Here is a 23,143-nt window from a genome sequence, read left to right on the forward strand (position 1 = left end):
GCTAATGGCTAATGGCTAATGGCTAATGGCTAATGGCTAATGGCTAATGGCTAAGCACCTAACAACCAACAACTGACAACTAACAACTAACAACTAACGCCATTATGACTGCGGAAATCATTTGTGTTGGAACAGAACTACTGTTAGGAGATATTCTTAACAGTAATGCTCAATATTTGGCACAGCAGTTAGCCAAACTGGGTATACCCCACTACTATCAAACAGTTGTAGGTGATAACTCAGAAAGGTTAAAGCAGGTTATAGAAATTGCTACTCAAAGAGCACAAATTTTGATTTTTACGGGAGGTTTGGGTCCCACACCTGATGATTTAACCTGTGAAACCATCGCTGCTTTTTTTAACTCTCCTTTGGTCGAACGCCCGGAGGTGATTGAAGAGATAACTCGGAAATACGCTCAACGCGGGCGGATTATGACTCCTAGCAATCGCAAGCAAGCTTTGATCCCTCAAGGGGCGGAGATTTTACCCAATCCTACGGGGACAGCGCCAGGTATTATTTGGCAACCCCGCACCGATTTAACTATACTGACTTTTCCCGGTGTACCCAGTGAAATGCAACGGATGTGGGAAGTCACTGCTGTACCTTACCTTAAGAGCCTCGGTTGGGGTCAAGAAATCATTTACAGTCGAATGTTAAGGTTTTGGGGTATTTCGGAATCAGCGTTAGCAGAAAAAGTCGCAGGTTATCTCAATTTACCAAACCCCACAGTCGCCCCTTATGCTAGTAGGGGGGAGGTGAAGTTAAGGGTTTCTGCTAAGGCTGCAACGGATGAGCAAGCAAGAGAACTTATTACCCCTGTTGAACAACAAATTAAGGGGATTGCGGGGTTGGATTATTACGGTGCTGATGATGATACCCTGGCTTCAGTTGTGGGAGAGCTATTGCGTAGCGCAGGGCAAACTCTTTCGGTTGCTGAATCGTGTACTGGCGGTGGTTTGGGGCAGATGTTGACAGAGATTTCTGGCAGTTCCGATTACTTTTGGGGTGGAGTCATTTCTTACGATAACTCTGTTAAAGAGAGAATTTTGGGTGTAAAGTCGGAAGATTTGGCAAAATTTGGGGCGGTCAGTTCTATTGTCGCCGAGCAAATGGCAGTGGGAGTGCGATCGCACCTTGCAACAACCTGGGGATTGAGTATCACAGGTATTGCAGGACCAACAGGTGGGACAGAAACCAAGCCTGTTGGTTTGGTCTATATTGGATTAGCAGGACCCAATGAAGAAGTAGAAAGTTTTGAGTATCGTTTTGGTGCAATGCGGGGTCGATCTTTAATCCGTCATCTTAGCGCGTGTACTGCTTTGGATAATTTACGCCGTAAATTGTTATAGATATTATAAATTTTTATGAATTTTTGCGTTGCAAATTCCAAAAGAGTATCCCCCCACTAAAAAGCAAAATAATTACCCAGGCAAACAGAGTATCAAACATGACTAAGTTTGTCAAAAACAGCCTGCTAAAAAGAGTAATAGCCCCACCAGTCAACAAGCCCCACAACCAAGCTTTACTCACAACCCCCTGTACAGCCACCCATTGGGACAAACCCAGCATAAAACCAAATGCTATGCGGGTGAGTAAGGAGTTGAAAAATAATTTGAAAATGAATATTCCAACCGGAATACTCAAGACAAAGCCAACAAGATTGATTGAAAACCACTTCAGCCAAAACTTCCATCCCAATCGCGGGCGTATATTCTGTGTGGAAGCAGAATAAGACGGTCGCACCTGAGGTGATTCAGCAGGAATTTCTTGACGATATTGCGGTGGAACGGATGGTGGATAATATTCCGGTTGCGGGGGATTGCTAGCGGGGGGTCGCCGTGTTGGGGGTAGTGGTTGTGGTGCAACATACGGTGCTGAAGGTGGATGCGGTACGTATCCTGCTGGGTACTGGTTGAAGGATGTAGATACCCGGAATTCCATTTGCCCCAACCGCAGAATAGTACCTTGATGAAGTAAGGCTTCTCCTGTGATGAAAAATTGTCCGTCGATCGCAGGCGGATTGTTCTGATTCATCGGACGCACGTAAAAACACCTTTGTTGAGTTCTAAAAAAGATTTCTACGTGCAGTCTTGATACTGTTGGTTCTGACAAAACCAGATCGCAAACAGCAGGATCGCGTCCAATGCGAAATACCTCAGGATGTTTGGTGGGTTGATTTTCGAGAATTTTTTGAGTTCTGATTTGCCCGTCTTCAAACCACTCCAAAGTTAGTTCGTGTAACTCCGTGCTCCGAGTGGGAATGAGAGTCGGTGAGACATCTTGGGAAAAATTTTGTTGGTATTGTAGCGCTTGTAATGCTTCCTCTGCTGACTGATAGCGCTGTCGAAAATCATAACGCACCATTTTATCTAAAATATCTGCCAATATTGGGCTGACTTGTGCGTGCTGACGCCAGGAAATTTCTCCTGTCACGGGATCTTCAGTCAGTTTATGGGGCATGATACCCGTTAAGGCTTGAATACCTATCATTCCCACCGCATAAACATCACTGCTTAATCTGGGGCTTCCTTTAGTTTGTTCGCTTGGCATATAGCCAGCAGTCCCAATAGCTACTGTTGGCGTTGTGTGTCCTTGAAGATTGACTTGAGTTACAGTTATTTCTTTGACTGCACCAAAATCAATCAGAACAATTTTGCCATCTTGACGGCGTCGAATTAAATTTGCTGGTTTAATATCGCGATGGATAATTTGACGCTGATGGACAAAAGCAAGGGGTTCTAAAATGCCTTTTAGCAGGTTAGTAACATCTGATTCGCTGAAATAGTTCCCCGAACTGAGTTCTGCACTTAAGGATTGACCGTCAATAAACTCTTGAACGAGGAAGAATTCCTCATTTTCCTCAAAATAAGCTAGAAGCCTGGGAATTTGGTCGTGATTGCCCAATTGCTGTAAGACTTGTGCTTCTGAAGCAAACAAGCGTCTTGCTATTTGCAAAGTGTTGGGGTCACTAGATGTAGGTTTCAATTGCTTGACAACACATTGAGGGTTTCCCGGCAGTTTAGTATCATCTGCAAGGTAAGTTTGACCAAAACCTCCAGCACTTAAAACATGCTTAATTTGATAACGCCTATCTAATATTTCCCCCAACATATTTCTGCCAAAGGTTTTTGGTATCTATGCTACCACAGTAGCCAATGCCCAATCCCAATCCTTAATTTCCAATTCCCTACTTTGGATATATTGACTGCTCTCTCAAATACCACTATTCCTAAGTTCGTTGCCTTAATCGGGGTCGTTTATGGAAAGTTTCAATTCTTCACAACAGACTCAGCCCGGTACAACTTTAGAGGAAGAAACGAGTCTAGTCCCACCTGACGCAAGTAGCGATGCTCAACCTGCATCACCCTCTCACCGTCATCTGCTACCTAAAGTCTTACTGGGAACACTGTTATTTGCAGGGGCGGTTGCTGCTGGAATTTTTAGCTATCGATGGTGGCAATACGGTCAAACACATCAGCAAACAGATAATGCTTATGTCAATGCTAATATTTACTCCGTTACATCTCGTGTATCGGGTATAGTCACCCAAGTAGCAGTTAACGATAATCAAATAGTATCGCCCGGAACTCTGTTGGTGAAGATCGATCCCCGCGAGTACCAAGCATCTTTGATACAGGCAAAAGCATCTTTAGAATTAGCTAAACAGCAAGCAGCATTGGCACAAGAAAATGTCAAACTGATTGCGGATAATAATTATGTCCCGTTACCCGTACCTATAAATACTAATCCTCAATCGCAGCCGGAAGCTCTCAATCGGCAAAGGGATATAAATCAGCAACAGTATAAAACAGCAGTGGCTGCGATCGCCCAAAAAGAAGCGGAGCTTAAAAAAGCACAGCTTCATCTCTCCTACACCAACATAACTGCTCTAGTAGCTGGTAAAGTGAGTCAAAAAAACGTCCAAGTAGGACAGCAAGTAAAAGCAGGACAAACTCTTTTGAGAGTCGTACAACCAAATCCCTGGATTGTAGCGAATTTTAAGGAAACCCAGTTAGCAAAAATACAACTAGGTCAAAAAGCAGATATTAAAATGATTGCTTTTCCCGGCAAGACATTTCGAGGTACGGTAGAGAGTATGTCTCCCACTTCTTTTGGCAAAGTTTCTCCTTTAAAAGGAGAAAACACTACAGGTAACACCACAAGGACTTCAAGCGAGCAAAGAATTCCTGTAAGAATTCTATTTGAGCCTGAAAGTCTTCGGGGTTACGAGACTAAAATGACTCCTGGGCTATCGGCTGTTGTGACAGTAGATACAAAAAAATAATTTGCTATCTCTAAATCCAGCCCGTCTCCGAGTATGGGCGGGCGGGGAAGAATTCTACAAGACGTTCCTCAAGGGAACGCTCGGTAGAAGCAATAGCAGAAACTTGTTATGTGGCTCATATGGCGCGATCGCACGAGTCCATTAAAAAGAATTTTTACGTCCTAGAACTCTCTGCTATTAAAGATCCCAGGTCTTTCCATCAGAATAATCAATCACCAAAGGCTTGCTGTATTCTTCACGATTTGTTACAAAAGTACAAAGAACTTCTAGGACTTCAACTCACCTACACTTACACAAATGCTAGGCGGACTTACAGGTTTAACAGATCCCAAAGGCACTGACTGGGGTGAGCGCATGCTCAATACCGTAGCCAGCCAAACGATTCGCCACATGTTTACTAAGAGCGAGTCAGTAGAAGTCTTTGTCCGTTGCTATCCCTCCAGCAAATTGTTACAAGGAAGCATTGACAGCTTCAAAATGAGCGGTCGTGGTTTGGTTATTCGCAAAGACTTTGCTGTAGAAGAAATGTCTTTTGAAACTGATGCTGTCGCCATTGACTTTAGCTCCGTTTTAAGTGGCAAATTAAGCCTCAAGCAACCAACTCAAGCCATTGCTCAAGTTGTCTTATCAGAAACAGGTATTAACCACGCTTTTAAAGCAGAATTGGTGACAAGGCGTTTAATGAACCTTACCGTACCTGCATTGACCGCATTATCGGACGGTAAGCCAGTTTCGTTTCCTGAAATTCAAGTACAGCTCTTACCTGAAAATCAGTTGCGGATTTTTGCCAAAGCTGATTTAGGCAATGGGGAACCAATACCCTTAAATATGGTTGTGACTATCGCTGTTGAACGGCGTCGTCGTATTTCTTTTAAAAACCCTACAGTAGAACTCGAGCAAATACCGGAAGCTCAAAAGGAAATCTCAAAGACCCTTTGCCTAGCACTAGTAGAAATTTTAGATAATATGGTCGATTTGGATCGCTTTGACCTTGATGGCGTTAAAATGCGTCTGAATCGATTGGAAACTGAAGGTCAACGGCTAATTTTTAGCGGCTATGCTGAAATTGAGCGTATCCCTCAAAAGGATACAAAATAAGTAACTTGGTACGAAGAATCATAGCTATTTGTAGAGGGGCTTTAGCACTAAAGCCCCTCTACAAACAAAACAAGCGAGATTTGACATCTCTTTACAAAGTAGTGCTGTTTCTTGCTAACCTACACGGATTCATTTATACAATACCGCCTACTGCTTCGCTAACATCAGTAGGTGCTTGATACTCTTGATCTGGGATTTGTTGCAATACAGAAATAGCATTGTCATCAGCACCGTTTTGCTGGGCGCGTTTAATTAATTCTTCCTTGTTAGCAGGATAGTCAACGCCTTTTAAGTGTTTTTGCAGTTGGATGGGATTAAGTTTAGCCATTGTTATCCACCTCTAAAGAACATTTCTATCTTTACAAGCGGGTATATTGACTACATCTACCGAAGAGTTACAGATAATTCAATCGTTACCTCATCCACTAGGCTGATGAAACCCATTTTTTCTTTTTCAATTAATCTTTAATACAAACCTTGAAATCTCCCTTCTGCCCTCTGCCATCTGCCCTCTGCCTTTCTTTTTTAATACAAACCTTGAAATCTCCCCTCTGCCATCTGCCATTTGCCATCTGCCTTTCTTTGATAAATTAGATGTATATACCTATGTAACAAATATTTATGCCTCCTCGTTGGCCCCGTAAACCCGATCGCAAAGACCCCGCTTACCGAAAATTAGACGATCGCATGAATTTTGCGGTTCATGTTGCACTCTTTGCAGTCTCTAATTCTGGTTTGTGGTTTTTCCATAACCTTAATTTAATAACTTGGGAATGGTTACCTTGGTTAACTACAGGTTGGTTCGTTGTGCTGTTAGTTCACCTGATATATATTTCTGCGATCGCTAATTACTCAGAAACGCCACCAACATCCACCTGAAGATGGACTGAAGAAGCTAGGGTGATTGTTACTTGTGGTGGTAGATTTAGTCTTGAGAAACGATCCATAATAGGATCTAGGATGAGAGTTAAAACTCATTATATAGGGTTATATTTATGGCTAAAGCAAACACCACAGAATTACTAGAAGCCCTAGCTGCGGAAATTGGTGACAACGTATACATTGATATTGCCAAATGGCATCTTTATTTATCTAATGCCAAACTCCATACGGTAGTAGCAGAAAAAGTCTATCCTCTCATTACTGCTAAGAAAACCGTTGAAGAAAATGACGTTATACAAATTTTAGAATCTATTCCAGTTAAGATTGGAGGCGGTAGAAGGGAACTTCCCCTCATCGATTTACTACCCCTACAATGCCAAGTGAATTTAGTAGATATTTTAGAAAAATATCAACGAGAAATTTAACGGCTCTCTTACCACCAGAAAATTACCTATATGAGTAGGAAGGGTATTGCCAAGAAAATTGATAGATAGCAATACCTCTCCTAGAAGACTTGGTATTTTTGGAGTGGAAAGAAATTCGAGCTGCTAAATGTTTAAATGAGAAAGTTATTAAGGGTGAGTTTAATCTTGCCCTCATTTTTGACGCAAACTTAAGGAGGCAAATTCGATGCTTTTACAAATTAAAGAAAGCGGTGAATTGGTTAAAGTTCTTGATGTTCAAGAATTGATCGATCCCAATACTAATACTATTCACGCACAAGAACAAGAAGGTCAAGAAGAACAACAACCAGATTCCTATAACAAACAAAATCTGGCTTTTCCTTCTGGAGAAAGTCTTCCACGCTGTTGGGTGGATGCTAATTATAGAAATGGTTCTAACTGAGAAGGATAAAGGATAAAGGATGAAATGGCATTTTTTAGACTTCATCCTTTATCCTTCATACTTTAAGAAGGTTTCTCAGAAAGATTTTCCACTTTCTCCGATGGGAAAAAGGCTTTTGCAATCCAATCGGTCAAAATGTGAGATAGCAATCCCAATGGACCGGCAAAAAAACAAAGTATCAGAGAATGAACCGTCCACATACCTGTTTTTTGCCCTTCCAGATAAACATAACGCCCCGTAAATAAATCCAAAGTTAAAAAATGAAGCCAACCAGTCACAGCGACTTTTTCATCTGCAAACAATCGGGCAATATCTGACAGCTGAGGGTTGGAAAAGGACTGGGCAGTTTCTGGCGTGATACTGTTAATAAATAAATACAAATAAGTTGCTGCTAGTGGAACGAAAGGAATATAGGATTCCATAACCCTTTTTGTAATGTTCCATTTGGGTAGGAAAATCATTAAAATCCAAAAGGGCAGAACAAAAAAATTGGCAACCTGGAAAATTTGGACGCTCATAGAAATTGTTAGTTATTAGTTGGGAAGTCAGGGATTATCGCTTTAGTATGGCAGAGGATTAACGATCGCCGATCGCTGTTAATAACTGGGATTCTATTTCAGAAGAGTCTAAATCGCGACCGATGAAAACTAGGCTAGTTTGCCTGATTTCTTCTGGTTTCCAAGGGCGATCGTAAAATTGATCGAACCGATTTCCTACTCCTTGCATGACCAAGCGCATAGATTTATTGGGAACTGCTACAAACCCCTTAATCCTGTAAATTTCTTGCTCGCGTGCTAGCGTTTGTAACCGGGCTAAAAGTGTTTGTGGATCGAAAGTACGGTCTAAAACCAAGTAAGTAGAAGTAATTTCGTCATCGTGGTCGTGATCTTCTTCTATATCGTGGTGACTGGGGCGATTATCTAGGTCGTTTTCAACTGCAGCTTGAAATCCCATGAATACCGATGGGTCAAGTTGACCGTAATTGCTCTCTACAATTTTTACCTCTCTGGGTAATTCTTGTTTAACTAACTGCTCAACATTTGCTTTAGACTGCTTATCCACCAAGTCCGTTTTATTCAACACTACTAAATCCGCACAAGCAAGTTGATCTTCAAAAAGTTCTTGCAGTGGTGTTTCATGTTCTAAACTATCATCTGCTTGTCTCTGTGCTTCTACCGCCTCTGGATTGCTGGCAAATGTTCCGGCTGCAACTGCTGCACAATCTACCACTGTAATGACAGCATCCACTGTAGCTGCATTGCGAATTTCTTGCCAGCGAAAAGCTTTTATCAAAGGTTTTGGCAATGCTAGACCTGAAGTTTCAATCAAAATACAATCAAGGCTCTCTCGTCGCTTGATTAACTGTTGCATTGTCGGTAAAAATTCTTCCTGTACCGTACAGCACAAGCAGCCATTTGTTAATTCAAAAATGTTGGGAGTGGGGGCTGTGGAAACGCAAGTTGTCACATCTGTGTCAGGACAAATTTGACAGGATTTCAATAATTCGCCATCAATACCAAGTTCACCAAATTCATTGACTAACACAGCAATACGCCGTCCTTGGTTATTTTGTAACAGGTGGCGAATGAGGGTAGTTTTTCCACTCCCTAAAAATCCAGTGATGATAGTAACGGGAATTTTTGCTGCCATTTATTACGTTTTTAGTTGTTAGTTGCAAGTGGTTAGTTGTTAGTTGTTAGTTGTTAGTAGTAAAACTTTGCTCCGTCAGATATTTAACTACCAACTACCAACCACCAACCACTAACCAAATAACATTTATTCAGCTGTTGCTAGTTCGGTGCTACCACGGGTGCGACGGCGTGTAAGGGTGTTGTACAGCATTTGACCAATGGCTTTGATGAGATTTCCTTCTAACTCTTGGAACATTTTCATGTTCATACCAAAAGCTGCGTTGGCTTCATCGACAATGCGATCGCCTGTTGCTTCATCTACTGGCAGTTCATCTAAAGCCTGACGGTATCTAACTTTAAATGCCTTCTCATCAGCAATATCTTCAAATTCATAAAAGGCAGTCCCTTGTCCGTCAGAAAGGTTCATTGCTGTTTGGGCAATGCCTTTGAGAATTTGTCCGCCTGATAAGTCTCCCAGATAACGGGTGTATGAGTGAGCGACTAACAATTCCGGTTCATTTGCTGATAATTCCCGGATGCGCTGCACGTAGGCTTCACCTGCTGAAGATAATTGAATTTGCTCCCGCCAGTTTGTTCCGTAGTAATAGCTGAGGTCTTTTTCCAGGGACTGCTTGCGGTAAAGCTCTTGAAAATTGATTTTAGAAAGAATTGGATGGTTATGGTGCTTTTCCATCTCCTCTTCAATTGCTGAGTAGATGAAATAGAAGTTAGCTACTAGTTTCCGGTAGGAGTTTTTCTCAACGACTCCCTTTAAAAAACACTTGACAAAACCAACGTTTTCTGCCATCGTGTGGGCTTTTTTTGTTCCTACACGCAATTTTGTTGCTAAATGACTGCTCATACTAAATTGCTCAACTTTAAAAAAATCAATTGCCGGAGTTGTGATATCAGAACGGCTACAAAAGCCACTAAAACGTTACAGTAGAACCATTTGATGAGAATTTCTATTAATATTTTTTAAGTTTTCCTGCTTGGTATTTTTTTTGACCAAAACTAAGGCAGAGGATATGGAGTAGAACACAGCCGTGAGAATAGAGTAAAAAATATAACAATTTAATTTTAGTATATTTGTCAAACAGTTGAAAGGCTAACACTCCAAATACACGAAGACAAATAAACGCGTAACACCTTTCTTACATCCAGTACAGAACGATACGGGAAATATCACTGCCTTCAGCAGCGCTGCTTTCTTAAAAAAAATTATACTTACTTCATATTTCAGTCATATTACTGTTTTACTGAATCTTTACAAAAACATCATCGGCTCTATAAGTATTTTTTCTGAAAAAGCAGGCAAATTAGAATAAAGTTAAAAACGTAAAAACTAGTAAATTATCCCGAACAAAAGCCACCAACGGGGAATTGTTGAATAAAGTTTAAAGTGTTATTCTCCATTGTAACGGTGTGGAGTGTAGAAAAATATGGTATCATTTATAGCCCGAAATCAAAATGGCAATACGGGAGTGTCTGCTTCTGAAGCCAATGACAGTCATAGTAGGATGAGTTTTGGTCTGGACTTAATGTCTCTACCAACAACTCCCTTGTTTGGGACGGATGGAATTCGGGGAAAAGTTGGGGATTTGCTCAACGCACCCCTAGCATTACAAATTGGTTTTTGGGCGGGAGTTGTTTTACGGGGCGGCGCTTCCAATCTAGGACCTGTGATCCTCGGTCAAGATTCTCGTAACTCTAGCGATATGCTAGCAATGGCTTTAAGTGCGGGGTTAACAGCAGCTGGCGTAGAAGTCTGGCATTTGGGTTTATGTCCTACTCCTTGCGTTGCGTTTCTAACCAGTAACAGCGATGCTATTGGTGGAGTGATGATTTCTGCAAGCCACAATCCACCTGAAGATAACGGCATTAAAATTTTTGGTGCAAATGGGTTGAAGTTACCCCAAGCATTACAAGCAGAAATTGAGGCAGGTCTGCGCGGTCTATCATCATATCCTGAGGTAAGAAGTGATTGCGGGCGACACTATTCTCGTTTAGATTTAGTAAAAAGATATACTAGTGCTTTGAAAGAACCACTGCATGGCACTGTGAATTTTCAAGGCATGAAGATTATTTTAGATTTGGCATGGGGAGCAGCAGTCGATCTAGCACCGCAAGTATTTGAAGAACTAGGGGCAGAAGTTATCTGTTTTCACAGCTTAGCAGATGGCGATCGCATCAACGTCAACTGCGGTTCCACTCACTTAGATGTATTACAAGCAGCTGTTCGCGAACACCAAGCCGACATAGGTTTCGCCTTTGATGGTGATGCTGACCGTGTTTTGGCTGTAGACAATACTGGAAGGCAAGTGAATGGCGATTATATCCTTTACATATGGGGTCTCGGCTTACAGCAGAAGCAACAACTCCCAGATAACTTAATTGTTTCCACAGTGATGGCAAATTTAGGTTTTGAGAGAGCTTGGAAACAAGCAGGGGGTCAGTTGATTCGCACAGCAGTAGGCGACCAATACGTCCAAGCAGAAATGTTACGGACTGGGGGAATGTTAGGGGGCGAACAATCCGGTCACATCCTTTGCCGTCACTATGGCATCACTGGAGATGGTTTGCTCACGGCTTTACACCTAGCAGCTTTAGTCAAAGAGGCGGGCGTTCCTCTATCTGAAATGATAGATTCCAGTTTCCATACATATCCGCAACTCCTACGGAACGTGCGAGTAGAAGACAGGTTAAAGCGTGTTAACTGGAAAGATTGCCAACCTTTACAACAAGCTGTTGACCGTGCTGAAGCTGCAATGGGTGATGCAGGTAGAATTCTAGTCCGGGCTTCTGGTACGGAGCCACTCATCCGAGTTATGGTAGAAGCCGAAGATGCCGAGCTTGCAAACTACTGGACAAATGAATTAGTCGCACAAGTCAAACAACACTTGGTTTAACAGTCATCGAGCAAATATTTTAGCTACTTAAATACCCGACTTCTTAAAGAAGTCGGGTATCTTGTCTTGTGCTTAAAAATGCAAAAATTTTGTAAAATTTAGATAAAGTTTTTGTAGTTGAGTTCTGTATATCTAAGGTTAAAATTTTGATAAGAATTTCAAAAGCAGTTTGTCCGTACAACTCTTGTGTCTGTGTGGCAATTTATGCAATTAAAAATTTTCGCTCTCTAAGTTGAGAAAAAGTAGTTTCGCGGTCTCAGGTTATGCTAGTTTTTGTGGTACCGCTAAAAAGCCCACAAGTTTCCAAGTCTTGGGAACTCGTAACGCAGTTATTTGAAAGATGCGTCAGATCGATCTGCAATCAGACTTCACAGGAATACAGAGTGATTGTTGTTTGTCACGAACGCCCCCGTCTTGAATTCCAACACCCCAAGATTACATACGTTGAAGTCGATTTTCCACCAGCCAATGAACGAGATCCCTTCTGTGCGGGACATACAGATAAAGGGCGCAAAATTTTGAAAGGATTAGTCCTTGCTCAAGAATTTTTACCAACATACACTATGACTGTCGATGCTGACGACTGTATCAGCAAGCACTTAGCAGAGTTTGTCAATCAAAATCCTCAAGGCAATGGCTGGTTTATAAACAAAGGTTACAAATATCAGAACGGTGATGACTTTATTTTTTTCAAAAGAAGAAATTTTTACAAGATGTGTGGCACTTGCAATATTATTAGGTATGACCTAAATCGGTTACCTAAATATCCAGAATATAATAGAGGATACGGGTACTACAAATTTTACGTAGATCATGAAAAAATTAGAGGAATGCTGGCTCAAGAAGGAAATCCTCTAAAACCACTACCGTTTCCGGGTGCTATTTATATTGTTGCCACGGGAGAAAATCTTTATTATGGAACTACAAAATTAACTTTCAATATTCTTAACCGCAAATTGTTAACCCAATCAATGCGAGACGAATTTTATCTCTACCCATTAGAGCCAAATTCAGTTATAACTGAAACAATGTATTCGAGATGACCGCATCAGTAAACAGTTAACAAACTGTGTTGTATTGATAACTGTCTACTGGTAACCGATAACTGTTAAGGGCAGACTTACAGCGATATCATGCTGACATTAAAGTCAAAAGGCAAGAAATCTAAAAAAAGAAAGAAGCAGGAGGAAAAGGAAACTCCAACTCTCAGTCTTCAAGAACGTTTATTGCAGAAGCGAAAAGCCGCACAAGCACGAAAAGAATTTTCCAGTATGTTGTCTTCTGCTGGTGCTGTGGGTTTCTTTGTTGGTATTCTCTTAGCTTTTATAGGAGGCATTAAGGCAGCAGTTCCGGGTGTATTGGGAGTCATCACAATAGCGTTGTGTTACAAATATCCCCGTCAAGCGCTTTTTGGCTTCATGATATATCTGCCTTTTAGCGGCACTATCACTTACTATATCGGTAACAGTCCCATACTCCAACTTGCTAAAGATTCCTTTTATATTCCAGCCGCGATCGCTCTTTGGCAAATTTGCAGTAAGAAACGTTTACCTTTCATTGTTCCCAAAGCTATTAAAACTCCGTTATTTATTTTGCTGGCGCTATGCGTGCTGACATTGTTATTTGTCAATGGTATGCAGCAATTTAGCCCACCACTACGCGGTTTGGGAAGCGGTGGTGGTAACAAGCCAATTTTTATGGGAATTTTGGGTCTGAAAGTATTTCTGGGTTACTTACCTCTGATAACTTGTGCTTACTATTTAATTCGGGATAAAAAAGATTTTTTATTTTTCTCGCGAATGCAAGTTGTTCTGATCCTCATCTGCTGTGCAATGGGGTTCATCCAGTATATGTTACTGCTAACTGGGATATGCCAAGGTACAAGACATTTAGAAGGTGCTGCCTTATTTAAGACCTCAATTGAAGCCCGTTGCTATTTCGGTGGTGCTCTACTCTACAGTCCCCAACAAGGTGTGATTCGGTTACCGGGAACCTTTGTTGCACCTTGGCAATGGGCATGGTTCTTGATTTCAAGTACCTTTTTTAGCTTCGCTTCTGGCTTCAGCGATCCTTCAATTCTCTGGCGGGTAGTTAGCTTGGGCTCCATTGTAGCGGTATTTATTAACGCAGTCATTTCCGGTCAGAGAATAGCCTTGGCATTAGTCCCTGTCTGCTTTGTGATTTTGCTGTTGCTAACCGGTCAACTTCGCAACCTTAAACGGTTTATTCCTATGGGAGTTGGTCTGGCTCTGATCCTGGGAATTGCTATAGCAAGCAATCCAGCCCTTTTAGAAGAGAGAACATCCAGTTTGAGCGATCGCTGGGAAGCTTCACCACCTCAAGAATTCATAGTGCAACAATTTGAGGAATCGTGGAAAGAACAAAGAGGGATTTTGGGCAATGGATTGGGTCGTGCGACCAATTCCGCTCGTGCAATGGGTGAGACAAGGCTGATTGAAACATATTATCCTAAAGTTCTTTTTGAAGTTGGTCCCTTTGGAACGTTGGCTTTCTTGGCACTTGTCACAACTCTGACCATTGCTTGTTACCAATCAAATCGGTTAATAAAAAACCGTAATTTCCGCAGTTACGGATCGGCTTTATGGGTGTTTATATTGTTTATTAGTTACAACACCTATTACTATCCTCTTGATGTCGATCCAGTAGCAGTCTATTACTGGTTTGTAGCTGGAGTTATCTTGAAACTACCAATTATAGACAAACAGGAAAGGCAAAAAGAGAATGATGAAAATTCTGAAGAACAACCAAAGAAAAAAACCAAAACAGCGAAAAACCTCTTGAACCCACTATAAATTTCATATTGCATAGTTAAATATTCAATAGGATATACAAAAAGTGAATTCTTATCCCTTGATTTCCGTTATTATTCCAACCTATGGTCGTGAAGAACCACTGCGCGATAGTATAGCCGATGTCCTCAAGCAAGATTATCCAAACTTTGAAGTTTTGGTTGTCGATCAAACACCAGAACACAAACCAGAAATAGAAGCTTATTTAGAAGAATTATCAACCGCAGGTAAAATCAAGTGGTTTCGCCTGAAATGGGCAAGTTTACCAGGAGCGAGAAATTACGCTGTACGCAGAGCAACTGGTGACATCATTTTGTTTATTGACGACGACGTGCAGCTACAGTCTGGATTTTTAGCAGCCCATGCCAAAAATTATGTAGAACAACCAGAAGTGGGTGCAGTTGCCGGACGAGTTTTTGACAGAATGAAATTGGGTGACTCTGGAGGAAATTTGCAGATTGAATATCTTCCTCCCCAAGCCATGGACCCAGGTATTGCTTGGTACCACATTGACTTAGTACATACAGTTAAACCCCAACAAGTTCTAACAGCAAGGGGTTGTAATATGTCCTTCCGTCGTGAAATTTTCACAAAGTACGGGCTGAAATTTGATGAAAGATTTCGTGGTAGTGCTGTTAGAGAAGAATCTGATTTTTGTTTGAGATTGCGGCAAACAGGGTATAAAATTTGGTACGATCCCAACGCTCATTTAGTGCATTTAGGAGAAGAGACAGGCGGTTGTCATGACATTAGCATGCGTTCTCTTCAGTACCAACTGACCTTCTACCACAACCACTTCTTAATGGGTTTAAAAAACCTCTCCCTCACTCAAGCCACACGTCTTTTTGCCCGTTTATTTGACTGTCATGTTCTGGGACATCCTCCCTGTCACAAAAGTGGTTCTCCTATTAAAATTTTGACTCGTGGTGTTTTCTATACTCTGGGTTTCTTCAAAGCCTTAAGCACTGTTATCCAATCAGCATGGAATGACGGTCAAATTTATACTCGTTTAGATGAACAAATTTAGTTAATGGCTAATGGCTAATAGCTAATAGTAAATCGCCAATTAGCAATTAGCAATTAGCAATTAGCAATTAGCAATTAGCAATTTATGAAAATTCTTGTAGCCAGTCATACTTATATTGTAGATCTTAACTGTGAAAAACTCCGCATTTTATCTCAGTTAGAACCAGAAGTTGAGGTCACAATTGTTGTTCCTAAAAAATGGAAACCAGGTGGAGTTCAAAATAAAATTATTGAAACTCAATACCGAGATGAAGGAAAATTTCGCATAGTGCCCATTTCTAATTTCAGTCAAAATCATCAAGGGTTACTGACATTTGGAGGAGATTTAATATCTTTATTGCAAAAATTTCGTCCCAATGTTATTCAGGTAGAACAAGGGTCTCGAGGTCTTGCTTATGCGGAGATGATTGCTCTCAATAAATTATTGGGACTCAAGGCAAAAAACTTATTTTTTACTTGGTGGAATTTACCCTATCAACTCAAGTTTCCAGTTTCTTTATTAGAGAAGTATAACCTTGATAACAGTCACGGCATCATTTCAGGAAATCAAGATGGTGCAGAAGTTTTACGACAACAGGGGTATAAGGGACCTATTAAAGTCATGCCTCAGCTAGGTGTAGATGAACGTTTGTTTGCACCTGCACCTCAACCCGAACTAGCTGCTCAGTTAGGTATAGAGCAAAATGATTTTGTCGTTGGATTTGTGGGACGTTTTGTTCAAGAGAAGGGATTGTTTACTCTTCTAGAAGCTTTGATAGGTTTAAAAGATAGACCTTGGAAATTACTGCTTCTCGGACGGGGACCGTTACAATCGGAACTCTTAAGCAAAGCCGAGGAAAATGCCATCAAAGATAGGGTTATTTTAGTGGAAAGCGTTGCTCATGACGCAGTTCCTAAATATATTAATTTAATGAGTACTTTAGTACTGCCATCGGAAACAAATTACAATCTTAAAAATCTTACTTCTATTGGTTGGAAAGAACAATTTGGTCACGTGCTAATTGAAGCCATGGCGTGTCAAGTTCCTGTTATTGGTTCAAATTCGGGTGAGATTCCTCATGTCATTGGTGAGGCTGGATTAATATTTCCTGAGGGTGACGCCCAAGCATTAGCCCACTGTATAGTTCAATTAATGGAAAATCCTGAATTGACTGAAAATTTGGCTAGTATGGGCTATCAAAAAGCTATGGCTCAATATACCAATACCGCTTTGGCAAAACAGCAATTAGAGTTTTATAAGGAATTGGCTGACGGCTAATGGCTAATGGCTAATGGCTAATGGCTAATGGCTGATGGCTGATGGCTGATGGAAGAGTAAAAGTTGGCAAACATCATTAGTGATTAACAATTAGCTAATAGCTATTAGCCATTAGCTATTAACAATTAACAAAAATATGCAAATCTTACAAATTGTTCCCTCAATTTCCCTAGTCTATGGTGGTCCGAGTCAAATGGTTTTGGGGCTAGCTCCTGCACTGGCAAAGCAAGGGGTAAAAGTGACAGTGATTACAACTGATAGTAATGGCGATACCGGTCAAGAAACACCCTTAGATGTTCCTTTGAATCGCCCTATAGAGCAAGATGGTTATCAAATTATCTACTTTCGTTGTTCCCCGTTTCGTCGATACAAATTCTCCCTAGACTTACTGGGATGGTTAAATAAACACGTCCGGGAGTATGACTTAGCTCACATTCACGCCTTATTTTCTCCTGTCAGCAGTTTGGCTGCAGCAGTATGTCGCCAACAAAAAGTACCCTATATTTTACGTCCTTTAGGAACTCTCGATCCAGCAGATTTACGGAAGAAAAAGATACTCAAACAACTTTATACAGCAATTTTAGAACGTCCAAATATAGCGGGTTCTGCTGCTATTCATTTTACTAGCGTTCAAGAAGCAAAAGTCTCGGAACGTTTTGGCGTTGCTACACGGGATTTGACAATCCCGTTGGGTGCGATCCCCGTGCAGTGGGAGGGGGAGAAGGGAAGAGAGGGAGAGGGGGGGCGTTTATTGCGTCAGCAGTACAGTATTCCTACTGATATTCCTCTAGTGCTGTTTATGTCTCGTATCGATCCAAAAAAGGGATTGGATTTGCTGTTTCCAGCATTGGAGGCGCTTCTAGCTGAGGGTTTCAATTTTCACTTTGTTTTAGCTGGAGGGAATCCTCAAGACGAAGATTATGTGGAAAAGATAAAATCTCAAATCCAAAACTCTCCATTGCGATCGCACACAACAATCACTGGTTTTGTCACGGGTCATTTAAAAACAGCCCTTCTCCAAGCTGCTGATTTATTCGTCTTACCCTCATACTATGAGAATTTCGGTATTGCTGTGGCTGAAGCAATGGTTGCAGGAACGCCTGTTTTGATATCAGACCAAGTTCACATTTGTCAGGAGGTGCGTGATAGTGAGTCGGGTTGGGTAAGTTCGTTGGATGTGAAAGAGATTGTTAAATCACTTCGTACAGCGCTAGAAAATCCATCAGAATGCCAAAGACGGGGGCTACTTGCGAGAGAGTATGCACTGCAACATTACAGTTGGGATGCGATCGCCCGTCAAATCATTCTTGCTTACAATCAAATTCTGTCCTAATTAAGTTGTAGAATCTTAGGTCTGTAAACCTGCGTGTCATGACACAATTTGAAATTTTATTTCAAACCCTAGACTCCAATCGGAAAACCGGGTTTTGTGTCATCATGCAAGATAGAATACATATGCCTCTTTGTACAACAGGGAATGTCACATGGCTCTCCGTCTAGGCGATACAGTACCTAACTTCACTCAAGCCTCCTCAACTGGCGATATAGACTTTTACCAATGGGCTGGAGACAGCTGGGTTGTGCTGTTCTCCCACCCCGCAGACTTTACACCAGTTTGTACCACCGAACTGGGAACCGTTGCTAAGTTGAAGCCTGAATTCGACAAGCGCAACGTCAAAGCTATCGCCCTCAGCGTTGATGATGTTGAATCTCATAAAGGATGGATTGGGGATATTGAAGAAACCCAAAAAGCAACCCTCAATTATCCAATTTTGGCAGATGGCGATCGTAAAGTCTCCGATCTTTACGACATGATTCACCCCAATGCCAACGCCTCGTTAACAGTGCGTACAGTCTTCATCATTGACCCTAATAAAAAGCTGCGTCTGACCTTAACTTATCCTCCAAGTACCGGACGTAACTTTGATGAAATTCTGCGAGTGATTGATTCACTGCAACTCACTGACAACTACAGTGTGGCGACACCAGCCGACTGGAAAGACGGTGATGATTGCGTGATCGTCCCTTCATTAAAAGATCCTGAAGTTCTTAAGGAGAAATTCCCCAAAGGATATCAAGAAATCAAACCCTACTTGCGGATGACACCTCAACCCAATAAGTAATTGGTAACGGATTGAGACCGGATGTCACATGACATCTGGTAAAAAACTATGTAGAGACGCGTCATGGCGCGTCTCTCCTGTATCTTTATATCCGTACTGCTAGAGTAAGATAAGATATTCTGACTGGCATTGAGGATAGCGATCGAGGGGCAATAACTGTGGCTGGTCTAAAAACTTTATCTGTAGCTTCTACATTTTTAGTATTTGCTGTGTTAAGTATAGGCAAAACAGTCACTGCTACAGCTTTCAATCCTGCTCCTTTATTCAAAGATGTGGCTAGCTACAAAACCACAATCTCTGCGGGCGATCGCTTAGCTGATATTTATTTTCCCAACCCAAAAGACTTAAAAACTGGTAATTACTCTTTTCCTATAGTTCTTCTATTGCAAGGTGCGCTTGTAGATAAATCAAATTACTCAAATTACGCCAGTATAGTAGCCCGTTATGGATTTGTGGTAGTTGTACCAAATAGCGATCGTTTAGTGCCATCACGTGGTCGAGCCCTAGCACCTCAAACTTCAGATATTACAGATGTTTTAAAATATATGGTTGCTGAAAACTCCAATTCTGCTTCACCTGTTTTCGCAATTGTTAATACACAAAAATTAGCTTTGCTCGGTCACTCTTTTGGAGGTGCTGTAGGACTATCTGCAATTGCCAACTTATGTTTGGAGTCCCTTTCATTCTGTAAAGGCTCCTTCAATCGGCCTAAGGAACTTGTAGCAGGAGCGTTTTTTGGCGCAAATTTACGCGATACAAAAGATGAGTTTATCCCCATCAACAATTCTGGAATTCCTATTGCCCTGTTACAAGGTAGCCTTGACAATAGAGCGCTTCCTTTTAGAGCTAAAAGAACCTACGACAATATTCAAACCCCTCCCAAAGCATTGATTACCATTTTAGGTGTAAATCACTTTGGCATAACCAATACAAGTAACCCTGCGGGGGCAATACCAGACTCAAAAAACTCTACCCTTGCTCAAAATATAGCAGTAGAAACAATCGCCCGTTGGAGCGGTCTCTTCTTACGTGCTAGCGTTCTTAAAGACAAAGGCGCATCTGATTATGTATATCGCACGGGTGATGCTCGCGATCCAAATGTAGCCGTTATTTCTGACTCTGTAAAAAGAGAAAAATAGAGGAGGAAAACCAAATACCCTACATTACCAGCATTGAGCGTATTGGACGACAAGAGGGACGACTTGAAGAGCGTCAAGATATTTTTAGTCAGTCGGTTTGGGACGATTGACGAACAGTTAGAAGCGCTCGTCAAGGCATTAACAGAATTACCTACGTCTGAATTTAGTAGTCTACTGTTATCGCTCTCGACTCTCTCACGGGAACAGTTGCTGACACGTTTTGGATAAAATAAGGTGGGCTAAATCCCACCCTACTTTGCGCCTTTGCGTGAGAAACAATCATCAATTTGGCGGATCTAACTTATTCACAACCGCAGCCCACAAAATCATTGGTGAACCTACAGCCAAACAGAACAACCACTGCCCAAATGTTAATGGTGATGTAGAAAAGACTTCATTAATCAAAGGTACGTGAGCAAAGACAATTTGTAGAAGAATGGCTCCCAAAATTCCCAAACCAATTGCCGGAATATCAACATTTTCTTGAATTGTACCATCCATCTTAGCAATCAAATTTGGAACTAACTGACTAATACTCAACAAATAAAATATCCTACCTGCAATCAACGAATTAATTGCCATTGTTCTAGCCAAATTTAGATCGCCTGTTGTAGCTCGAATATATTCAAAAACCCCAAATATCACAACCCAATTAAACAAAGAAACTGCTAAAATACGCTTTAATCTACTACTAGAAAGAATTGGTTCATTGGGATTGCGTGGAGATTGCTTCATGACATTTTGTGCTTTCGGTTCAAATGCCAATGGCACTGTCATGGTAATGGAATTCAACATATTAAGCCAGAGAACTTGTAGTGACAGGATAGGCAAATCTCTTGACAACAACGTGCTTAATAAAATTGTCATCGATTCCCCTCCATTAACAGGGAGAATAAAGCAAATAGCTTTTAAGAGATTTTTATAAACAGCCTGCCCTTCCTCAACTGCGGCTTCAATGGAAGCAAAGTTATCATCGGTGAGCAGCATATCTGAGGCTTCTTTGGCAACTTCCGTACCCGCACCACCCATGGCAATGCCGATATCCGCTTGCTTTAATGCGGGTGCATCATTAACACCATCGCCCGTCATTGCTACTATCTCGCCTTTAGATTGCAGTGCTTGTACCAATCGCAACTTCTGTTCTGGCGCAACACGAGCAAAGACCACACCCTCTTCCGCAACTTGTGCGAGTTCTGCTTTATCCATTTTTGCTAGTTCAGCACCAGTAAATGCCAGAACTGAACCATTTTTGTTGATTCCCATGCGTCTGGCTATAGCTTGTGCCGTAACTGCATGGTCACCAGTGATCATCTTGACTTGAATTCCTGCTTCTTGGCAGGCTTGCACCGCCTTGATAGCACTCTCACGAGGCGGATCGATCATCCCTTGCAAGCCCAGGAAAATTAACCCAGTGTCAATGTCGGGATGATTGACTGTAAATTGCATATCCGGTACGGGTTTCTTTGCTAAAGCCAGTACCCGCAAGCCTTGTCGTGCCATGATATTCACTTCTCGTTCAATAGTAGTTTGGCGTAGAGTTTCTACACAGTCCATTGGACGAGTCTGTCCTTCAGTATTTAACATCAGGGTGCAGCGCTTGAGAATAGCCTCTACGGAACCTTTCACGTAGATAGTTCTACCTAGCTGAGATTCATGCAATGTCGCCATGTACTGATAGTCAGATTCAAAGGGAATGGCATCGAGCTTTCGCATCTGGTTGGCTAGGGAAGATTCATTAAATCCCGCTTTACGAGCAGAAGTAATTAATGCTCCCTCTGTTGGATCTCCCACAACTACCCACTTTCCGTCTTTCTTTTCTATGTGGGAGTCATTACACAAAATTCCTGCCAACAAACACTCTTGCAAGCTTTTATCGCTGTTTAAATTAACTGGTTTATTATCCTTGAGAATTTCTCCTTCTGGTGCGTAACCCACACCACTTACTGTATATTGATGCCCTCCAGCGTAAATAGCTTGTACTGTCATCTGGTTTTCTGTAAGGGTGCCTGTTTTATCAGAACAAACAACAGTCGCACTACCCAATGTTTCCACAGCTGGTAATTTGCGAATAATCGCATTTCGTTTTGCCATTCGCGACACACCAATTGCCAGTGTCACTGTCACAACAGCTGGCAACCCTTCAGGAATAGCACTGACAGTCAGCGCGACTGCTGCTTCTAAAGCATCTTGCAAGCCTTTGTAACTCAGCCCTACAACAAAGGTGAGAGTTGCTAAGCCCAAAACTACCCGCAACCAATTTTGGCTGAATTTATCAAATTTTCTAGTTAAAGGAGTGGAAATATCCGTATGTTGTTCCATTAATTGGGAAATATGACCTGTTTCGGTATTATTCCCTGTGGCAACTACGATTCCCTTTGCCTGTCCAAAGGTGACGAAGCCTCCCGCATATGCCATGTTCTTGCGTTCTGCTAGGGGGGTTTCGCTGTTTAAGACAGAGGTGATTTTTTCGACGGCGACGGATTCACCCGTAAGCCCGGATTCATCAATTTGTAAATTTTTTGCTTCTATTAATCGTAAATCTGCTGGAACTTTATCACCAGAAGCTATTAAAACGACATCCCCCGGTACTAATTCTTGTGAAGGAATACGTATTTTTTCACCGTTACGGATGACGGTGGTTTCTGTGGTAATGGCTTTGGCGAGGGCTGCGATCGCACCTTCTGCTTTGGATTCCTGCACAAAACCAATGATGGCGTTAGTTGTAGTAACGCCCCAAATCACTCCTGCGTTTACCAAACTTCCCGACAGCGCTTTCACTAAACCCGCACACAGCAAAATAATCAGCAGTGGTTGGTTAAATTGCAAGAGAAACTTTAACCACCAAGGTTTGGTTTTCTTTGCCGTCAGTTCGTTTGTCCCGAACTTTGCCAATTTTTGTTTGACTTGGGGGCTACTCAACCCCTTCTCTGGATGAGTTTCTAGAAGTGCGATCGCATCATCAATTTCCAAAGCATGCCAAACTTGGGGCTGCTTCTCGGACAGTCCAACAGGAGATATAACCCGAACCATATTTCAAAATAATTAGTGTTGTTATTTATATAGCACGAACAAATAGTGCTAAAAGTAAAATGACACTATAAAATTTCAATAAAGACTATTGTGTTCCTCAATAGTT

21 protein-coding genes are annotated in these 23,143 nt (G+C 41.6%); 15 read left to right on the plus strand and 6 right to left on the minus strand.

The genetic code is table 11. The features are described 5' to 3' along the window. Positions 1–104: 104 nt before the first annotated feature. Positions 105–1,349: a competence/damage-inducible protein A gene (locus AB0756_RS12805; RefSeq protein WP_038101833.1), complete on the plus strand. Its 1,245-nt coding sequence runs from the start codon at positions 105–107 to the stop codon at positions 1,347–1,349. A 13-nt stretch (positions 1,350–1,362) separates the two neighbouring features. Here AB0756_RS12805 and AB0756_RS12810 read toward each other — a convergent pair whose 3' ends face one another. Next, positions 1,363–3,111 (minus strand): protein kinase domain-containing protein, encoded by a 1,749-nt coding sequence (locus tag AB0756_RS12810; protein ID WP_050046268.1) that lies wholly within the window; start codon positions 3,109–3,111, stop codon positions 1,363–1,365. Positions 3,112–3,259: 148 nt separating this feature from the next. Here AB0756_RS12810 and AB0756_RS12815 point away from each other — a divergent pair, with 148 nt between their 5' ends. After that, positions 3,260–4,285: an HlyD family secretion protein gene (locus AB0756_RS12815; RefSeq protein WP_050046267.1), complete on the plus strand. Its 1,026-nt coding sequence runs from the start codon at positions 3,260–3,262 to the stop codon at positions 4,283–4,285. Positions 4,286–4,582: 297 nt separating this feature from the next. Then, the gene (locus tag AB0756_RS12820) at positions 4,583–5,383 is read left to right on the plus strand and encodes an LmeA family phospholipid-binding protein (RefSeq protein WP_038101834.1); all 801 of its coding nucleotides are present in this window, start codon (positions 4,583–4,585) and stop codon (positions 5,381–5,383) included. A 133-nt stretch (positions 5,384–5,516) separates the two neighbouring features. Here the strand turns inward: AB0756_RS12820 and AB0756_RS12825 are convergent, their stop codons facing one another. Beyond that, positions 5,517–5,711, minus strand: coding sequence for a DUF2795 domain-containing protein (locus AB0756_RS12825; RefSeq protein WP_038101836.1), 195 nt, complete (start codon positions 5,709–5,711; stop codon positions 5,517–5,519). A gap of 293 nt (positions 5,712–6,004) precedes the next feature. Between AB0756_RS12825 and AB0756_RS12830 the strand changes: the two genes are divergently transcribed. The 3 genes from AB0756_RS12830 to AB0756_RS12840 all read left to right on the plus strand — a co-directional run bounded on the left by AB0756_RS12830 (position 6,005) and on the right by AB0756_RS12840 (position 7,111). Next, a complete protein-coding gene (locus tag AB0756_RS12830) occupies positions 6,005–6,262 on the plus strand; it encodes a 2TM domain-containing protein (protein ID WP_038101839.1) in 258 nt (85 codons plus the stop codon). 116 nt (positions 6,263–6,378) lie between these two features. Next, the gene (locus tag AB0756_RS12835; RefSeq protein ID WP_038101841.1) at positions 6,379–6,690 is read left to right on the plus strand and encodes a DUF3181 family protein; all 312 of its coding nucleotides are present in this window, start codon (positions 6,379–6,381) and stop codon (positions 6,688–6,690) included. Between the two features lie 205 nt (positions 6,691–6,895). Further along, on the plus strand, positions 6,896–7,111 hold the full coding sequence (locus AB0756_RS12840; RefSeq protein ID WP_038101843.1) for a hypothetical protein: 216 nt from the start codon (positions 6,896–6,898) through the stop codon (positions 7,109–7,111). Positions 7,112–7,173: 62 nt separating this feature from the next. Here AB0756_RS12840 and AB0756_RS12845 read toward each other — a convergent pair whose 3' ends face one another. From AB0756_RS12845 to AB0756_RS12855, 3 genes are all read right to left on the minus strand, one after another. Further along, the gene (locus tag AB0756_RS12845) at positions 7,174–7,629 is read right to left on the minus strand and encodes an ABA4-like family protein (RefSeq protein WP_038101845.1); all 456 of its coding nucleotides are present in this window, start codon (positions 7,627–7,629) and stop codon (positions 7,174–7,176) included. Positions 7,630–7,687: 58 nt separating this feature from the next. After that, complete coding sequence (gene cobW, locus AB0756_RS12850; protein ID WP_038101847.1) at positions 7,688–8,761, minus strand: cobalamin biosynthesis protein CobW; 1,074 nt, start codon at positions 8,759–8,761, stop codon at positions 7,688–7,690. Positions 8,762–8,887: 126 nt separating this feature from the next. Further along, positions 8,888–9,604, minus strand: a complete 717-nt coding sequence (locus AB0756_RS12855; protein WP_038101850.1) for a biliverdin-producing heme oxygenase — start codon at positions 9,602–9,604, stop codon at positions 8,888–8,890. A 580-nt stretch (positions 9,605–10,184) separates the two neighbouring features. Between AB0756_RS12855 and glmM the strand changes: the two genes are divergently transcribed. The 9 genes from glmM to AB0756_RS12900 all read left to right on the plus strand — a co-directional run bounded on the left by glmM (position 10,185) and on the right by AB0756_RS12900 (position 20,235). After that, entirely contained in the window at positions 10,185–11,651 is a 1,467-nt protein-coding gene (gene glmM / locus AB0756_RS12860; protein ID WP_038101852.1) for a phosphoglucosamine mutase, read from the plus strand. A gap of 263 nt (positions 11,652–11,914) precedes the next feature. Continuing rightward, entirely contained in the window at positions 11,915–12,694 is a 780-nt protein-coding gene (locus tag AB0756_RS12865; RefSeq protein WP_038101855.1) for a hypothetical protein, read from the plus strand. Positions 12,695–12,784: 90 nt separating this feature from the next. Next, positions 12,785–14,464: a hormogonium polysaccharide biosynthesis protein HpsL gene (gene hpsL / locus AB0756_RS12870; RefSeq protein WP_050046266.1), complete on the plus strand. Its 1,680-nt coding sequence runs from the start codon at positions 12,785–12,787 to the stop codon at positions 14,462–14,464. Positions 14,465–14,507: 43 nt separating this feature from the next. Further along, positions 14,508–15,488, plus strand: a complete 981-nt coding sequence (hpsN, locus tag AB0756_RS12875; RefSeq protein ID WP_038108399.1) for a hormogonium polysaccharide biosynthesis glycosyltransferase HpsN — start codon at positions 14,508–14,510, stop codon at positions 15,486–15,488. An 84-nt stretch (positions 15,489–15,572) separates the two neighbouring features. After that, entirely contained in the window at positions 15,573–16,745 is a 1,173-nt protein-coding gene (gene hpsO / locus AB0756_RS12880) for a hormogonium polysaccharide biosynthesis glycosyltransferase HpsO (RefSeq protein WP_038108401.1), read from the plus strand. Between the two features lie 136 nt (positions 16,746–16,881). Next, the gene (hpsP, locus tag AB0756_RS12885) at positions 16,882–18,078 is read left to right on the plus strand and encodes a hormogonium polysaccharide biosynthesis glycosyltransferase HpsP (RefSeq protein ID WP_038091417.1); all 1,197 of its coding nucleotides are present in this window, start codon (positions 16,882–16,884) and stop codon (positions 18,076–18,078) included. A 151-nt stretch (positions 18,079–18,229) separates the two neighbouring features. Beyond that, complete coding sequence (locus AB0756_RS12890) at positions 18,230–18,868, plus strand: peroxiredoxin (RefSeq protein WP_038091419.1); 639 nt, start codon at positions 18,230–18,232, stop codon at positions 18,866–18,868. Positions 18,869–19,026: 158 nt separating this feature from the next. Continuing rightward, entirely contained in the window at positions 19,027–20,007 is a 981-nt protein-coding gene (locus tag AB0756_RS12895; protein WP_167844638.1) for an alpha/beta hydrolase family protein, read from the plus strand. A 42-nt stretch (positions 20,008–20,049) separates the two neighbouring features. Further along, positions 20,050–20,235 (plus strand): hypothetical protein, encoded by a 186-nt coding sequence (locus AB0756_RS12900; RefSeq protein ID WP_137986454.1) that lies wholly within the window; start codon positions 20,050–20,052, stop codon positions 20,233–20,235. 54 nt (positions 20,236–20,289) lie between these two features. On the opposite strand, the gene AB0756_RS12905 is transcribed toward AB0756_RS12900, so the two are convergent. Then, complete coding sequence (locus AB0756_RS12905) at positions 20,290–23,037, minus strand: cation-transporting P-type ATPase (RefSeq protein WP_038091425.1); 2,748 nt, start codon at positions 23,035–23,037, stop codon at positions 20,290–20,292. Positions 23,038–23,143: the final 106 nt, after the last annotated feature.

Source organism: Tolypothrix campylonemoides VB511288_2, assembly GCF_045999855.1.
In the GTDB taxonomy this organism is placed as follows: Bacteria; Cyanobacteriota; Cyanobacteriia; order Cyanobacteriales; family Nostocaceae; genus Scytonema; species Scytonema bouteillei_A.

Bases quoted from the DNA above. Each gene is read 5' to 3' on its own strand.
- AB0756_RS12805 (WP_038101833.1), top strand. From the start codon at position 105: ATGACTGCGGAAATCATTTGTGTTGGAACAGAACTACTGTTAGGAGAT.
- AB0756_RS12810 (WP_050046268.1), bottom strand. From the start codon at position 3,111: ATGTTGGGGGAAATATTAGATAGGCGTTATCAAATTAAGCATGTTTTA.
- AB0756_RS12815 (WP_050046267.1), top strand. From the start codon at position 3,260: ATGGAAAGTTTCAATTCTTCACAACAGACTCAGCCCGGTACAACTTTA.
- AB0756_RS12820 (WP_038101834.1), top strand. From the start codon at position 4,583: ATGCTAGGCGGACTTACAGGTTTAACAGATCCCAAAGGCACTGACTGG.
- AB0756_RS12825 (WP_038101836.1), bottom strand. From the start codon at position 5,711: ATGGCTAAACTTAATCCCATCCAACTGCAAAAACACTTAAAAGGCGTT.
- AB0756_RS12830 (WP_038101839.1), top strand. From the start codon at position 6,005: ATGCCTCCTCGTTGGCCCCGTAAACCCGATCGCAAAGACCCCGCTTAC.
- AB0756_RS12835 (WP_038101841.1), top strand. From the start codon at position 6,379: ATGGCTAAAGCAAACACCACAGAATTACTAGAAGCCCTAGCTGCGGAA.
- AB0756_RS12840 (WP_038101843.1), top strand. From the start codon at position 6,896: ATGCTTTTACAAATTAAAGAAAGCGGTGAATTGGTTAAAGTTCTTGAT.
- AB0756_RS12845 (WP_038101845.1), bottom strand. From the start codon at position 7,629: ATGAGCGTCCAAATTTTCCAGGTTGCCAATTTTTTTGTTCTGCCCTTT.
- cobW (WP_038101847.1), bottom strand. From the start codon at position 8,761: ATGGCAGCAAAAATTCCCGTTACTATCATCACTGGATTTTTAGGGAGT.
- AB0756_RS12855 (WP_038101850.1), bottom strand. From the start codon at position 9,604: ATGAGCAGTCATTTAGCAACAAAATTGCGTGTAGGAACAAAAAAAGCC.
- glmM (WP_038101852.1), top strand. From the start codon at position 10,185: ATGGTATCATTTATAGCCCGAAATCAAAATGGCAATACGGGAGTGTCT.
- AB0756_RS12865 (WP_038101855.1), top strand. From the start codon at position 11,915: ATGCTAGTTTTTGTGGTACCGCTAAAAAGCCCACAAGTTTCCAAGTCT.
- hpsL (WP_050046266.1), top strand. From the start codon at position 12,785: ATGCTGACATTAAAGTCAAAAGGCAAGAAATCTAAAAAAAGAAAGAAG.
- hpsO (WP_038108401.1), top strand. From the start codon at position 15,573: ATGAAAATTCTTGTAGCCAGTCATACTTATATTGTAGATCTTAACTGT.
- hpsP (WP_038091417.1), top strand. From the start codon at position 16,882: ATGCAAATCTTACAAATTGTTCCCTCAATTTCCCTAGTCTATGGTGGT.
- AB0756_RS12890 (WP_038091419.1), top strand. From the start codon at position 18,230: ATGGCTCTCCGTCTAGGCGATACAGTACCTAACTTCACTCAAGCCTCC.
- AB0756_RS12905 (WP_038091425.1), bottom strand. From the start codon at position 23,037: ATGGTTCGGGTTATATCTCCTGTTGGACTGTCCGAGAAGCAGCCCCAA.